The 15,213-nt window shown below is 32.9% G+C and carries 16 protein-coding genes; 13 read left to right on the forward strand and 3 right to left on the reverse strand.

What is annotated here, in order from left to right; genetic code table 11:
* Position 1: 1 nt before the first annotated feature.
* Both SD960_RS01525 and SD960_RS01530 read left to right on the forward strand, forming a co-directional pair.
* Positions 2 to 574: a Crp/Fnr family transcriptional regulator gene (locus SD960_RS01525; RefSeq protein WP_318800474.1), complete on the forward strand. Its 573-nt coding sequence runs from the start codon at positions 2 to 4 to the stop codon at positions 572 to 574.
* Between the two features lie 167 nt (positions 575 to 741).
* A complete protein-coding gene (locus SD960_RS01530) occupies positions 742 to 1,713 on the forward strand; it encodes a zinc-binding alcohol dehydrogenase family protein (RefSeq protein WP_318800475.1) in 972 nt (323 codons plus the stop codon).
* 126 nt (positions 1,714 to 1,839) lie between these two features.
* On the opposite strand, the gene SD960_RS01535 is transcribed toward SD960_RS01530, so the two are convergent.
* A complete protein-coding gene (locus tag SD960_RS01535) occupies positions 1,840 to 3,816 on the reverse strand; it encodes a dehydrogenase E1 component subunit alpha/beta (protein ID WP_318800476.1) in 1,977 nt (658 codons plus the stop codon).
* A gap of 299 nt (positions 3,817 to 4,115) precedes the next feature.
* On the opposite strand from SD960_RS01535, the gene SD960_RS01540 reads away from it, so the two are divergent.
* From SD960_RS01540 to SD960_RS01585, 10 genes are all read left to right on the forward strand, one after another.
* Complete coding sequence (locus SD960_RS01540; protein ID WP_318800477.1) at positions 4,116 to 5,066, forward strand: isopenicillin N synthase family dioxygenase; 951 nt, start codon at positions 4,116 to 4,118, stop codon at positions 5,064 to 5,066.
* Between the two features lie 101 nt (positions 5,067 to 5,167).
* Complete coding sequence (locus SD960_RS01545; protein ID WP_318800478.1) at positions 5,168 to 5,551, forward strand: GxxExxY protein; 384 nt, start codon at positions 5,168 to 5,170, stop codon at positions 5,549 to 5,551.
* A gap of 34 nt (positions 5,552 to 5,585) precedes the next feature.
* On the forward strand, positions 5,586 to 5,918 hold the full coding sequence (locus tag SD960_RS01550) for a translation initiation factor (protein WP_042566981.1): 333 nt from the start codon (positions 5,586 to 5,588) through the stop codon (positions 5,916 to 5,918).
* A 99-nt stretch (positions 5,919 to 6,017) separates the two neighbouring features.
* Complete coding sequence (locus SD960_RS01555) at positions 6,018 to 6,887, forward strand: nucleoside phosphorylase (RefSeq protein WP_318800479.1); 870 nt, start codon at positions 6,018 to 6,020, stop codon at positions 6,885 to 6,887.
* Positions 6,888 to 6,966: 79 nt separating this feature from the next.
* Entirely contained in the window at positions 6,967 to 7,413 is a 447-nt protein-coding gene (locus tag SD960_RS01560; RefSeq protein WP_318800480.1) for a DinB family protein, read from the forward strand.
* 42 nt (positions 7,414 to 7,455) lie between these two features.
* Positions 7,456 to 7,842 (forward strand): VOC family protein, encoded by a 387-nt coding sequence (locus SD960_RS01565; RefSeq protein WP_318800481.1) that lies wholly within the window; start codon positions 7,456 to 7,458, stop codon positions 7,840 to 7,842.
* 3 nt (positions 7,843 to 7,845) lie between these two features.
* Positions 7,846 to 8,319, forward strand: a complete 474-nt coding sequence (locus tag SD960_RS01570; protein ID WP_318800482.1) for a DUF4265 domain-containing protein — start codon at positions 7,846 to 7,848, stop codon at positions 8,317 to 8,319.
* 60 nt (positions 8,320 to 8,379) lie between these two features.
* Complete coding sequence (locus tag SD960_RS01575; RefSeq protein WP_318800483.1) at positions 8,380 to 9,231, forward strand: substrate-binding domain-containing protein; 852 nt, start codon at positions 8,380 to 8,382, stop codon at positions 9,229 to 9,231.
* A gap of 18 nt (positions 9,232 to 9,249) precedes the next feature.
* Positions 9,250 to 10,182, forward strand: coding sequence for a transglutaminase family protein (locus SD960_RS01580; RefSeq protein WP_318800484.1), 933 nt, complete (start codon positions 9,250 to 9,252; stop codon positions 10,180 to 10,182).
* Between the two features lie 220 nt (positions 10,183 to 10,402).
* Positions 10,403 to 10,768: a hypothetical protein gene (locus tag SD960_RS01585; protein ID WP_318800485.1), complete on the forward strand. Its 366-nt coding sequence runs from the start codon at positions 10,403 to 10,405 to the stop codon at positions 10,766 to 10,768.
* A gap of 66 nt (positions 10,769 to 10,834) precedes the next feature.
* Here SD960_RS01585 and SD960_RS01590 read toward each other — a convergent pair whose 3' ends face one another.
* A complete protein-coding gene (locus SD960_RS01590; protein ID WP_318800486.1) occupies positions 10,835 to 11,539 on the reverse strand; it encodes a LytTR family DNA-binding domain-containing protein in 705 nt (234 codons plus the stop codon).
* An 8-nt stretch (positions 11,540 to 11,547) separates the two neighbouring features.
* Positions 11,548 to 12,627 carry a sensor histidine kinase gene (locus SD960_RS01595; protein ID WP_318800487.1) on the reverse strand — a complete coding sequence of 360 codons (1,080 nt, stop codon included), beginning with the start codon at positions 12,625 to 12,627 and terminating at the stop codon, positions 11,548 to 11,550.
* Between the two features lie 209 nt (positions 12,628 to 12,836).
* On the opposite strand from SD960_RS01595, the gene SD960_RS01600 reads away from it, so the two are divergent.
* Positions 12,837 to 15,182 carry an outer membrane beta-barrel family protein gene (locus tag SD960_RS01600; protein WP_318800488.1) on the forward strand — a complete coding sequence of 782 codons (2,346 nt, stop codon included), beginning with the start codon at positions 12,837 to 12,839 and terminating at the stop codon, positions 15,180 to 15,182.
* The last annotated feature ends 31 nt before the right edge of the window (positions 15,183 to 15,213 follow it).

Raw genomic sequence — 15,213 nt, forward strand, 5'->3', positions numbered from 1 at the left:
AATGTTCAGTCAATTCCGAAATAAAATCCCTCTCGACGACGCAAAATGGGTCGAATACACCAACCATTTCAATCGCATTGAAGTTCCTGCAAAAACAACACTTTTAGAAGAAGGCGAAATTTCAAAGAAGCTTTTTATTATTGAAAAAGGTTGTATTAGAGTTTGGTTTAACAATAACGGAAAAGATTTGACGACGCAGTTTTTCTTCGAAAATCAAAGTGTCGCTTCTATTGAAAGTTTCATAAAACAATTCCCAAGTCCAGTTGTTATCGAAACCATTGAGCCTTCTGTAATTTGGTGGATATCTAAAAACGATATGGATAAAATTCTGGAAGAAGTAAAAGAAATTCCCGAGTTAAGAGATCGTTTTATCGACATGATTTTTCAGCGTACATTTGATTATATCAGGCATTTTGTTTCATTTATAAAAGACTCCCCTACTCAGCGTTACCTCAATTTAATCGAAGAAAAACCTCAAATCATACAACGTGTTCCCCAACATTATATAGCTTCCTATCTTGGTGTAACTACAGTTCATTTAAGCCGGATAAAAAGCAAATTGATTAGAAAATAAAATATTCACCATATAAGTTATATAAGAAATTATAAGTAAAGCTTAAATGACTTATATAACTTATATGGTTTAAAAAAACGCCAATTGCTTCTTTCTTCATTTGATAACAAATGTTATCATCTGCCCTTTTTCGGCTATCTAACTTTGCCTCATAAAATTAAATAATTATGAAAGCAGCAGTAGTTTATAAAAAAGGCGAAATGCCAAAATATGCAGAAATTGCAGAGCCAATCGTGCAAAATGAAAACCAAATTCTAATGTCGGTTAAAGCAGTTGCCATTACCAATCTTGATAAAGGAAAAGCCAGCGGCGCACATTATTCATCTGAAAAGGAAAATCAAAACGGTTTTGTAGTGGGCAGTGACGGAATTGGTTTACTGGAAGATGGAACCCGAATTTACGCTCGTGGCATTAGCGGTACCATGGCAGAAAAAGCGATTATCGATAAAAATTTATCTGTGCCTTTACCAGACGGAATTAGTAATGCAGTTGCGGCTTCAATGCCCAATGCGGTTGCTGGCTCGGCGATGGCTTTAAAATTTAGAGCTCAAATTAAACCGGGAGAAACGGTTTTAATAAACGGTGCAACCGGATTTACGGGTCAAATGGCAATCCAGATTGCGAAACATTATGGCGCCAAGAAAATTATTGTGACCGGAAGAAATGAAAAAACACTTCAAAATCTTTTAGAATTAGGCGCTGACGAAGTTGTTTCGCTTAAACAAAATGATGAAGATTTTATTGCTCAGCTAAAAGCAATTCACTTAAATACGCCTCTAGATATTATTCTGGATTATTTGTGGGGACATCCGGCAGAATTGATTCTTTCGGTTTTAAAAGGAAATGGATCGTTTACCAACAAAATAAGATATGTATCTATTGGAGGAATGGCCGGTGAAACAATTCAATTGTCATCAGGAATTTTAAGAAGCGTCGATCTTCAGTTATCAGGTTCAGGTTTAGGAAGCTGGGCAAAAGAAGAAGTTAAATTATTGTTTTCAGAAATTCTTCCGGAAATGTTTCTTCTGGCCGCTCAAAATAAACTAAAAATCAATATTGAAGAAGTGAGTTTGGTTGATATTGAAATAAAATGGAATGTAGAAGTTGCCGATGGGAAACGATTGGTGGTTGTTATTTAGAGGTTCTGAGATGCTAAGTTGCTAAGGTTCTAAGTTTTTTTAGAAGGTTAATAAAAAAGCACTAAGGTTCTGAAATACTAGTCGTTTCAAAACCTTAGTACCTCAGAACCTTAGCAGCTTAGAGCCTTAGTATCTTAGAAGCTCAAGTAAAATCTCTTCAAAACGATTTTTAGGTAAAAATTGATCTTCAAGCGCTTTTGTAAACGGAATTGGCGAGTCTAAACTTGCTACTCTTTTTACCGGACCGTCAAGATATTCAAAACATTCTTCCATGATTAGGGCTGAAATATCGCTGGCAATTCCGCCAAACAAAGTATCTTCCTGATATATAATTACTTTTCCTGTTTTTTTAACCGATGCAAAAATAGTTTCGGTATCCAAAGGCTGTAAAGTTCTTAAATCGATTAAATCAGCTTCAATCTCAGGATTATTTGCCAAAGTTTCCAACGCCCAGTGAACCGGCGCTCCAAAAGCGATAATAGTAACTGATTTTCCTTCTTTTAAAAGGGCTGCTTTTCCTAACGGAATTGTATAATAATCTATTGGAACATCCTGATAAACACTTCTGTATAATTGTTTGTGTTCAAAAAATAATACCGGATTCGGATCATTAATAGAAGTATTTAATAATCCTTTTGCATCATATGGAAATGCCGGATAAACCACTTTTAACCCAGGAGTTTTTGTAAACCAGGCTTCGTTGGTCTGCGAATGAAAAGGTCCTGCCTGAGTACCTCCACCGCAAGGCATACGAACTACAACATCGGCTTTCTCGCCCCAGCGGTAATGTGATTTTGCCAATAAGTTTACAATTGGATTAAATCCTGTTGAAACGAAATCAGCAAACTGCATCTCGACAACAGCTTTATAACCATTAATTGACAATCCCATTGCGGCAGAAACTACAGCACTTTCGCAAATTGGAGTATTGCGTATTCTGTCTTTTCCAAAAAGATCAACAAAACCTTCTGTTATTTTAAATGCACCACCATATTCTGCAATATCCTGACCCATTAAAATAAGATGGTAATGTTGTTGTAATGATTGTTCAAGACCGCTTCTGATAGCGTCTATAAAACGTATATTTCTCGTTTCAGATTTTGATTTAACTTCTTCATATTCAAATGGTGCATAAACATCATTTAATTCTCCGGTGTAAGTAGGAACAATCTCAGGTTCAGCATTTGCAATAGCTAATTGCTCGTCTATTTCCTGCTTAATTTCGGCTCTTAACGTGTTGTCATATTCTTCTGTAAGAACGCCTTCATCCAATAAAAACATTCGGTAATTATCCACAGGATCTTTTGTAGCCCATTCCTTCATCATTTCTTCAGGTACATATTTGGTACCGCTCGCTTCTTCATGGCCACGCATTCTAAATGTTTTAAACTCTAATAAAACCGGATGCGGATCTTCCTGCATATGTTCTTTTAACTGCTTGATTTTATGGTATACTTCAAGGATATTATTCCCATCGATAATATAACTGTCCATGCCATAACCAACACCTTTATCGGCAAGGTTTTCGCATACATACTGCTCGCTTGTTGGAGTCGAAAGTCCGTAGCCATTATTTTCGATTACAAACATTACCGGCAATTTCCAGACAGCGGCAATGTTCAGCGCTTCGTGAAAATCGCCTTCACTTGTTGCGCCCTCACCCGTAAATACAGCTGTTACTTTTTTATTTTTCTGAAGTTTATCTGCAAGGGCAATTCCGTCAGCGATACCCAATTGCGGACCCAAATGCGAAATCATTCCCACAATATTATATTCCTGAGTTCCAAAGTGAAAACTGCGGTCTCGTCCTTTAGTAAAACCATTTGCTTTTCCCTGCCATTGTGAAAAAAGCCGGTGCAACGGAATATTTCTTGTTGTAAAAACACCCAAATTTCTGTGCATTGGCAACACATATTCCGTTTCGTCCAATGCAGCCGTAATACCTACAGAAATTGCTTCCTGCCCTATTCCCGAGAACCATTTAGACACTTTTCCTTGTCTGATAAGGATCAGCATCTTTTCTTCGATTAAACGCGGTTTTAGTATTTTTTTATATAAATCTAATAATTCAGTATTACTTAAATTGTGTCTGTAAAAGATCATTTTGGTTATTTTTTATTGTCTTCAAATATATAAAAATATAACAATTTTAACGATAATTGTTAAATAAATAACATCGGAAAACATAATTTACGAATGTTTAAAAATAGGAAAATTACAGAGAATAAAAACTTTTTAGCGGAATAATTAATCTATTGGATAAATGATTTATTTACGTTAAAAATATTACGGTAAAATTTAATTTTTAATTAATTTTTAAAATTGAAATCTAAAATATTATCTACCTTTGTTATTGTAAGGAATTACCGTTCCTTATTCTTTTTAAATAAAAAATGTAAAGTATGCAAAACATTCCTAGTGTAGACTTACGTGATTTCCTTTCGGACGACCCGAAACGTAAACAAAAATTTGTAAATGAAATCGGCAGTGCATTTGAAAACATTGGCTTCGTAGCCCTAAAAGGTCATTTCTTAGATGATCAGTTGGTAGACGAACTTTATGGCGAGATTAGAAAATTTTTCGCTTTGCCAATAGAAACTAAGCATAATTATGAAATTCCCGGAATAGGCGGACAAAGAGGTTATGTTTCTTTTGGAAAAGAACATGCTAAAGGACGTAAAGAGGGAGATTTAAAAGAGTTTTGGCATTTTGGGCAGTATGTTGATAAAGACTCAAAATATGCTGCAGAATACCCTGAAAATGTTGAAGTTAAAGAGTTACCACGTTTTAATGCTGTTGGTAAAGAGGCGTACCAAATGCTTGAAAAAACAGGCGTTTATGTATTAAGAGCCCTTGCCTTACATTTAGGTTTAGATGAGTTTTATTTTGATCAGTATGCAAAAGAAGGAAACTCTATTTTAAGACCAATACATTATCCACCAATTACTTCTGAGCCTGAAAATGCAATTCGTGCAGCTGCTCACGGGGATATTAACCTGATTACGCTTTTAATGGGAGCGCAGGGAAAAGGATTACAGGTTCAAAATCATGATGGCGAATGGATTGATGCCATTGCACAAGATGATGAATTAGTGATTAATGTGGGTGATATGTTGTCAAGACACACCAATAATAAATTAAAATCAACAATACATCAAGTAGTTAATCCGCCAAGAGAATTATGGGGAACTTCTCGTTATTCTATTCCGTTTTTTATGCATCCGGTAAGCGATATGCGTTTAGACTGTTTAGAGAACTGTATTGATGCTGAACATCCTAAGAAATTTGAGGATATTACTGCAGGAGATTATTTATACGAACGTTTAGTAGACTTAGGTTTAATTAAAAAATAGACGTGTAAATTTATTCTAATTTATAAAGAGGCATTGGGTTTAACCTGATGTCTCTTTGCTATTAAATTAGAACGCGGATAACGCGGATTTAAAACGAAAATATGAATAGTCTTTTACACGAAGAATTAACAAAGGCTATCTTAAAAATATTCTATGATGTTTATAATGAATTGGGATATGGTTTCCTTGAAAGAGTTTATCAAAATTCATTGTTTTACGAACTTAGATTAAACGGATTTAAGGTAGAAGCTCAGAAAAAAATAAAAGTATATTATAAAAATATTGATGTTGGAGATTATGTTGCTGATATTATTGTAAATGATTGTGTAATTTTAGAATTAAAAGCACAAGAATGTTTGATTGAAGCAAATGAATTTCAAATAATAAATTATTTAAAAGCAACTGATTGTGAAGTTGGACTTCTTTTAAATTTTGGTAAGAAACCAGAATTTATTAGAAAAGTATATCAAAACTTTAGAAAATAAAATCCGCGTCATCAGCGTTCAAAAAACACAACAAATGGATTTACAAGACCAATTAAAAAATTTATTTCCCGATCATGTGCAATCAAATGAACCTGAAGAAGTTCAGCAGGAAGATCATGTTCTTTACGTTCAGAAAGAACCTATGATTTGTAAATTTGAAAAACGAAAAGGAAAAGCCACAACCATAATTGAAGGCTACGAAGGAAGCGATGAAGATTTTAAAATTCTGGCCAAGGAAATTAAAACAAAGCTTAGCGTAGGTGGAACTTTTAAAGATGATTCAATCATCATTCAAGGCGATTATCGCGATAAAATTATGGCAATTTTAAAAGAAAAAGGATTTAAAACAAAAAGAGTTGGCGGGTAAAAGTGTTTTTTTTAGTTTCATGTTTCAAGTTTCAAGTTGTTCGTGAAGTTAGAAAACCTTTGTCCCTTTGTACCTCAGAACCTTAGCACCTCAAAAAAAATGATAAAATCATCAGAATTAATACTTAATCCAGACGGAAGCGTTTATCACTTAAACCTTCTTCCTGAGCATATTGCACACGATATAATTTTTGTTGGAGACCAAAACAGAGTTGAGAAAATTACTCAGTTTTTTGATTCGATTGAATACTCAACTCAAAAAAGAGAATTTAAAACCCAAACGGGAATCTATAAAGGAAAAAGAATTTCAGTAATGTCAACAGGAATTGGTCCTGACAATATTGATATTGTTTTAAACGAATTAGATGCTTTGGTTAACATCGATTTAAAAACGCGTTTACCAAAAGAAAACCTAACTTCCTTGAATATCATCAGAATTGGAACTTCGGGTTCGCTGCAGGCTGATATTCCGGTGGACAGTTTTGTGATGTCAAAATATGCTCTTGGATTAGACAACATGCTTCGCTCCTATTTAATTGATGATGTATCAAATATTGCTCTTGAAGATGCTTTTGTAACGCATACCAATTGGGACATTCGTAAAGGAAAACCATATGCGATTGCCTGTTCGGAAAAACTGGAAAAAGTAATTGAATCTGATAAAATTTTTAAAGGAATTACAGCAACTGCCGGAGGATTTTACGGTCCACAAGGGCGTGTTTTACGTTTGAATATCCAGGACGAAGAATTAAATAATAAAATGGATAATTTTACTTTTAATGAGGAAAGAATCACTAATTTAGAGATGGAAACTGCGGCTATTTACGGGCTTTCGGCTCTTTTAGGTCATAATGCTTTGTCATTGAATGCTATTATTGCCAATCGTGCATCGGGAACTTTTAGTGAAGATCCGTATAAAGCTGTTGACGAATTGATTACTTATACTTTGAATAAACTGGCTTCTAAATAATTAGATAATTTGGCAATTAGAAAATTAGATAATTATTTGCTCGTCCTAAATTTATTGTGAAATACTTCATCAAAATTATATGATTTTACAAAATTCAATTCTTAGATTTGAAGAAATACTGGCCGAAAATGCTGATTATTTTCCAACAATTGATGTTGTTGTTCTAGAAGCTAAAATTCCTGGTAAATGGTCTAAAAAAGAGATTCTGGGGCATTTGGTTGACTCTGCGATTCATAATTTGGTTCGGTTTACAGAGATTAATTATGTAGAAAAACCTTATCGTCACAGACCATATAATCAAATAGATTTAGTAAATTTAAATCAATATCAAACAATGGATATTCATGATTTGACAGAACTCTGGCTTTTAATAAATAAACAAATTGTAAGACTCATGAAAGCTGTTGATGAAAAGACTTTAAATTATAAAATTGTTCTAAGTGATGAATCTATAATTGATTTAAGGTTTTTAATGACGGATTATGTTGATCATTTGGAACATCATATTCGGCAATTACGATCTTAAGATTAGATAATTAGAAAATTCTGGTAAAAACGAAATTTAAATATGGTTTTAAGAGTTGCGCGACATACAGATGATTTAAAGAAAATTGAAGATTTTTATATCAATATTCTTGGATTTGAGCGATTGGGCGGTTTTGAAAAGCATAATAACTACGATGGTATTTTTATTGGAAAATCTGGTTTAGACTGGCATTTTGAATTCACACAATCTGAAACAAAAGCGAATCATACGTTTGATGAAGATGATGTAATAGTTCTTTATCCAGAGACTATTAACGAATATAATATATTGCTAAGAAGATTTTATGATAGTAGTATTCCAAAGATAAAAGCAATTAATCCATATTGGAATGAAAATGGACAAATGTTTCAGGATCCTGACGGTTATCGCATTGTAATATCGCCTTTAAAGGCAACAAAATTAAATTAGAGAATGACAGATACACATAAAAAAATCCTATTTAAATATTATAGTGATTTATTAGAAGACACAGTTGTAGAAACAATGTGGGCAGAGATTATTGATTTGGAAAAAGGATATTACAAATTAGATAATATTCCATTTTTTGGGCCTCTTATTGCAACAGATGATATTTTTTATGCAGAATATGATGAAGATGAACAGCGTTTGGTTTATAAGAAAACGATTGAAACTTCTGGAAATTCAATTCTTCAGGTTATAATTCTGGAAAAAGGTTTTGACAAAGAAATAATAAGAGAAAAACTTAAAGAAGTTAATTGTGAATCAGAAGGAATGAATGAAACTCTTTTTGCAGTTGAAGTAATTAGAGAAGTTGATTATTCTGTTGTAAAAAGTATATTGAATGAATATGTAGAACTTTCTATAATAGATTTTGGGGAACCATGTCTTTCTGAAAAACACAGAGCAGATTTAATGAAAAACTAAATAAACGACAAACAAACTTATAATACGCATACCAAACAACTTAACTTAAACTTAAACCTAATGAAAACTGTAAAAATTGTGGGTGTTCCCGAACACTTCAATTTGCCATGGCGTATATGCATCGAAAATGGCGAATTTGAAGCTGAAAACATTGATTTGCAATGGACAAATATTCCCGAAGGAACCGGTAAAATGTGTCAGATGCTTCGTGATGGAGAAGCTGATATTGCGGTTATTTTAACAGAAGGAATTGTAAAAGACATTATTGCAGGAAACCCAAGCAAAATTGTTCAGATATATGTGCAATCTCCTTTAATTTGGGGAATTCATGTTGGCGCAAAATCTGATTTCCACACTATAAAAGATCTTGAAAATAAAAAAGTTGCTATTTCCAGAAAAGGCTCCGGATCTGAATTAATGGCGTATGTAAATGCCAATAATCAGGGTTGGGAAACCGATAATTTACAATTTGAAATCGTAAATACCATTGATGGCGCTGTTGAAGCTTTGACAAACGGAACTGCCGATTATTTTATGTGGGAACATTTTATGACAAAACCTCTTGTAGATCAGGGCGTTTTTAGGCGTGTTGGCGACTGCCCTACTCCATGGCCTTCGTTTGTAATTACAGTTCGAGACGAATTTTTGAAGAAAAATGCAAAAGCTGTCGAAAAAATTCTGGAAGTAATCAATAAAACTACGCACGATTTTGCACAGATTCCGGATATTGATAAAACATTGGCAGAACTTTTTAACCAACAGCTTGAAGATATTCAGGAATGGTTAAAGCTAACACAATGGTCGCAAAAACATTTAAATGAAAAAGCATTCGATAAAATTCAAAATCAATTATTTGATCTCGGAATTATTGATAAAAAAAGTACTTTTGTTGAAACTGTAAAAGCGCTGTAAATACTGCTTTTGATTCTTATGATAAAATTTCCTAAAATTGACTTTCCGCAATTAAAATCCAAATTACAGGTGAAATCACCCTGGGACAGGATTATTATTAGCGTTTTGAGTCTTTTGATAACGATACCCATTTTTATCATTCTGCATCAAAACCTGATCGATATAGAATGGGCCTTTAATCTGGATCGCGTTTTTATGTTTGTGTTTGTTTTTGCAGCTATATTTTTTCTTTTGATGTATTTGCGAACAATCATAATTGCCTGTATTGCAATATACTTATTGGTATTGGTTTATGGTTCGATAATAGGGAATTATGGTTTCAATGAAATTTCAGAAGATTATAATTCAATGATTTATACAATGTCAGACAATCCGTATCCTCAGGATATTATTGTGGCAAAGTTGCTTCCTTTTCCAAACAAATCATTGATTCTTAGTGCTATCGAATATCAAAATCCGAAAGTTCGAAACTTTGCCATTATGGCAACTACAAAGCACTTTAAAGGCATAAGAGGCTATTCTGATTATAGAACAACGATTCAGTGTTTTGCTGTTTTTAAAGAAATAAACAGCCGTTGGAATTATGTGAACGACCCCAAAGAAGGCGATTATATTGCAACTGCCAGCGAATCTTTAGAATATTTTTCAGGAGATTGTGATGATCATTCCATTTTGATGGCAGCGGCGATTCGGTCAATTGGCGGAACTCCTAGATTAATACATACCAAAGGACATATTTACCCTGAAATTCTAATTGGTTCATCGATCGATTTAGAAAAGGTCAATTATTTGATAAAAAATGTGCTTTTCGCTAAAGAAAGTTACAAGCAAAAACTACATTACCATATTGATGAGCGTGGCCAGGTTTGGTTAAATCTTGATTATACTGCCAAATATCCGGGCGGACCATTTATGTATGAGGAAATTTTGGGAGCTTTAACGCTTAACTAAGATGCTAAGGGGCTAAGTTGCTAAGGTTCTGAGTTTTTCTTTAGATTGAAAACAAAAAAAGTTTTCATAAAGTTGCGTTTCTGTATCTCTTTCTCTTGGTTATGTGTTTTTATTAATTGTAAGTTTAATCTTTTGATTGTTTTTATAAATATTTGATTTTTAGATTTTTAATTAAAAATATTTTTGTAATTTCATATTATCTAACTTTAATCACAAAATCATGAAAAAATCTAACTTATTTATCTTTGGGATTGCATTATTAACTATCATAATGGTTTCATGCAAAGGGCGAAACAAACTGGTAAATTCCTGGAAAATTACCGCTGTTGAAGCAAAAATGCCTCTTTCTGATTCTCTGAAAAATGTGATTTTAACTAACGGAACTTTAACGTTTACAAAAGACGGGCATGTTACGGGATTTTTGCAGAGAGAAATAACGGATGGTACTTACGCACTAACAAATGGTGGCAAAACACTGGTAATTAAAGATGAAACCGGAACCCCATATCCTTGCGAAAGTACTATTACAAATGATAAATTGATTTTGGATAGCAAAGAAATGAAACTCACACTGGACAAAATTTAAGCAAAAGAAATGCTTTACTAAACCATATAAAATCTCCTTAATATCATTGTGTTAAGGAGATTTTTTTTAAGAGCTTTTTAAAATCTTAAAAACATATTCTTTGTAACTCGCCCCAATAGGAATTTCGATATTTCCAATTTCAACATCATAAGGTGTAAATGCCGTAATATTTTTTAAGTTGATGATAAACGAGCGGTGAATTCTAAGGAAATTCTTGTCCTGCAATTCAATTTCAATATCACTTATTTTATACTTAGCAGTTAGTTTTATACCTTCTTTTTGATGTACAACAATATAGTCTTTAATGCTTTCAATGTATAAAATTGTATCGATATTGATTTTATTAAATTTTGGTCCGTTTTTAATATAAATAAAGTCTTCCTGCATGGGCGCAATGATTTTGTTGTTGATGGGTGCACTTATTCTTAAATATCGGTCTGTGGCCTTAAAAAAACGATCAAAAGTAATGGGTTTTAAAAGATAATCGATAATATCGAGTTCATAGCTTTCTAATGCATATTCGCGATAAGCGGTTGTAAAAATCACAGCTGGCGGATTTTTTAATGTTTTTAAAAAATCTATTCCGGTAATCTGTGGCATTTTTATATCTAAAAATAAAAGATCTACGGCGGTTGTTCGCAAGACTTCGGCTGCTTTTAAAGCATTTGGGCAAGTGCCAACTACTTCAAAATAGTCTAATTTACTAATGTGATTCTGTAATAAGCTTATCGCTAAAGGCTCATCATCGACTAATAAACATTTTATCTTCATTTTCAGGCTTAATTATTGGTTTGCAGGTTAATTTTTAAATGAGCAGTAAAATCTTTCTCCGTTTTTATAATATCAAAAGTATAATGATCCGGATAAATTTTATCAAGTTGCTGAATAATGTTATTTAAACCAATTTTTCCGCTTTCTGCTTGATTATCAAATTGATTGATGCTGTTTTTTATAATAAATTCAAAACTATTTTCAATCAGTTTCAGATCAATTTCAATAATTGGAGAAACTCCCGTATCCTCACCTGCTCCATGTTTAAAGGCATTTTCGACCAATGAAAGTAAAATTAGAGGTGCAATTTCGCCGTTATTTTCTACAGTATGATTAAAAATTACGCTTAATCGTTCGTCGTATCGCAGCTTTTCCAGAGCAATATAATTGTCGATTAATGTAATTTCCTGAGAAATTGGTACATACGTGCTGCCGCATCGGTATAAAATACAATCTAAAATTTCAGACAATACCGCAATTGATTTTGATGTTATAGGCGAATTTATAATAGAAAGTGAATATATATTATTTAATGTATTAAACAGAAAATGAGGATTTAACTGCGCTTTTAGTATTTTCAATTCTGTTTCGGCTTTTTGTTTTTCCAGCAACAAAGATCTTTTCTGGATTATATATTGATCTTTTATCAGTTTTATAAAAACAAAAAACATAGATAAAGAAAAGATATGCAATAAATAGGATCCAAATAAAGTCGGTAAATCGGTTAAAATTTCGACAATAGATTCCTGGGTAAAAGGCTCCTTGCGCACAAAAGGCTCTAAACCATACACCATGGCTATTCTGGCAATTATTGAAATCAAATAAGATACTACAACAAATTCAATCCAAACCCACATATGTTTTTGTGGCGCCATTAAACGAGGTAAAATTCTATAGGCCAAAAAATAAGCCGATAGCATTGAAAACACCTCGTAATATAGTGTATAGAGGATATCAACCCGCAATTCTTCAGGTTCTGAGGATGTATTTTTACTAAAAAACATAATAAAAATAAACGTCCAAAAAATGATATGCGCAGTCAACCTGTGCGCTGTAGAGAAGTTTAATAGTTTTTCGAATGGTGTCATAGAATTCAAAGTTACTATTTATTTGTAAAGACATTTAAGTTGTCGACAAACAGATAAAAAAAAGATACCAACACTTAAAAAACAGGCATAAATAGGGTTTATATGGATTTTTTACCTGTTTATAGTTAATAATCGCTGTTGTGTCATGCTTTGATTTTTTGAAGGGAAATAAACTTGAGTTTTGTTCAAAATTTAAAACCAATCAAAAAATGAAACAGTTCGCATTACTAATGATTTTGCTTTTCGAATTTACCGCAATGGCACAATCAACAGAGTTTACAATTAAAGGAAAAGTTACAGATTTAAAAAACAAGCAGTCTCTGCCCTACGCTACCGTTATATTGTCTTCTTCTCAAACAAAAAAAGAAGTTTCTACAGATGCTGAAGGAAATTATATATTGAAAAGCAACGCCGGAAATTATCAATTAACGGTTGAATTCATGTCTTATAAAACAGTCACAATCAACACTATTGAATTAAATAAAGATTTAGTAAAAGACATTTCACTCGAAGAAAATATCAATCAGTTAAATGAAGTAAATGTTATCGCAGAGAAATCGGCTGTGGAGCTAAAATTAGATAAAAAAGTATTTAATGTCGGGAAAGATATTCTTTCACGAGGAGGCTCTGCCAACGATATTTTGAATAATGTTCCCTCTGTAAATGTAGATATTGCCGGTGTTATCAGCCTGAGAGGAAACAGCTCCGTAACGGTTTTAATAAACGGAAAACCATCAATGCTTACCGCAAACAATGGCTTATCGCAAATTTCGGCCGCCAATATTGAAAAAGTAGAAGTAATTACAAATCCTTCTGCGGCTTATGAAGCCCAGGGCGGCGCGGGAATCATCAATATTATCCTTAAAAAGAATAGTATGCAGGGTTTTAATGGTTCGATTCAGGCCAGTATTGGTACGCCGGCAAAGCATAATGTGAATGCAAATGTGAGTTATAAAACAGAAAAAGTGAATCTTTTTTCGAATATTGGTTATCGTTATTTTGATATTTATGCAAACAGCAAACAATTTCAAATTAATGACAATAATGGTACAACAACCATTCTAAATCAATACAATGACAGCAAAAGAAACAACAAAGGTTACAACATATATCTTGGAGGCGATTACTATATAAACGAAAAAAATACTTTAACAGGAAGTTATTATCGTTCAAAAAATGATAACAGCGACAACACAAATTATAACTATAACTACGCAAATGCAGCCAATGTTACCGACAGTATTATTTCACGATCTGAAAACTATAAGGAACCGCAATATTACAATGCATTGGAACTGAATTACGTAAAAACATTCGATAAAAAGGATAAAAAATGGACAACAAGCCTGCAATACGATTTTTGGAATGATGATGAAAATCAAAACATTAACCAGCAAAAAGTGTATCCTTTGCAGCCCGAAATTTCTAATTTATATTCAAGAGATATCGAAAGCAGCAATGATATTTTTATAAAATCAGATTATGTGAATCCGATTAGTGAGCATTCTAAAATCGAAATGGGAATTAGAAGCGATTTGCGTGCTCTGCGAAGCGATTATTACACCATTCTTGATGGTATTCAGCAGGAACAATTTACTAATAAATTAAAATATGACGAAAATCTTTATAGTGCTTATTTTCAGTTTGGCAGCAAAATTAAAAAGTTTAATTATTTGCTGGGTTTAAGATCTGAACTGTCGGATATTAAAATTTCTGATGCAAAAAACACATTTAATAACTCAAAAAATTACATCAATTTATTTCCAACGGTTCATTTGGTTTATAATTTAACCGAAAAAACCGATTTGCAATTGAGTTACAGTAAACGAATTAACAGGCCAAGGTTTTGGCAATTGAATCCATTTTCGGGGCTTTCAGATTTACGAAACCTTACGGTTGGAAATCCGGATCTTGACCCAATGTTTACCAATTCTTTTGAGTTTACGGTATTGACAAAACAAGGGAAATTTAGCATAAATCCTTCTGTTTACTATCAGCATACCATTAATTTCTTCGAATATATTTTAAAACGTACTGATGAAAACTATTTTGTAAGCACACCGGTAAATCTGGACAGTGAGGATCGTTATGGAGCCGAATTTTCAGCAACTTATAGCGCTGCAGCCTGGTTGCGACTATCATTGGATTTTAACTATTACAAATACAAGCAACAAGGTAATTATGAAGGCGTTGCTTACAATGCAGAAGATCAGACCTGGCTGTCTAATTTTCGTTCTGTAATTAAGTTTCCTAAAATTGTTTCTGGAGAATTTAGTTTTAGATACCGCGGAGAAAGCCAGGGAGTACAAACGCTTAGAGAACCGCAATACAGTGCGAATTTGGGATTAAACAGAGATTTTTTTGAAGATAAAATGTCTGTAACCATAAATGTCAATAATTTATTTAACTCTCAGATTACCAAAACAAAAACAAGAACCGAATTTTATTATCTTGAATCTGAATTTAAATCTCAGGGGCGATATTTGAATCTTACGGTAATATATCGCTTTAACCGCAAGAAAAATGATGCCGACAGATTGCCGGACGGAATGTAATTATGATTTAACGTATTTGTAAATTATCGAA

This window comes from Flavobacterium sp. MMLR14_040 (assembly GCF_033657265.1).
In the GTDB taxonomy this organism is placed as follows: Bacteria; Bacteroidota; Bacteroidia; order Flavobacteriales; family Flavobacteriaceae; genus Flavobacterium.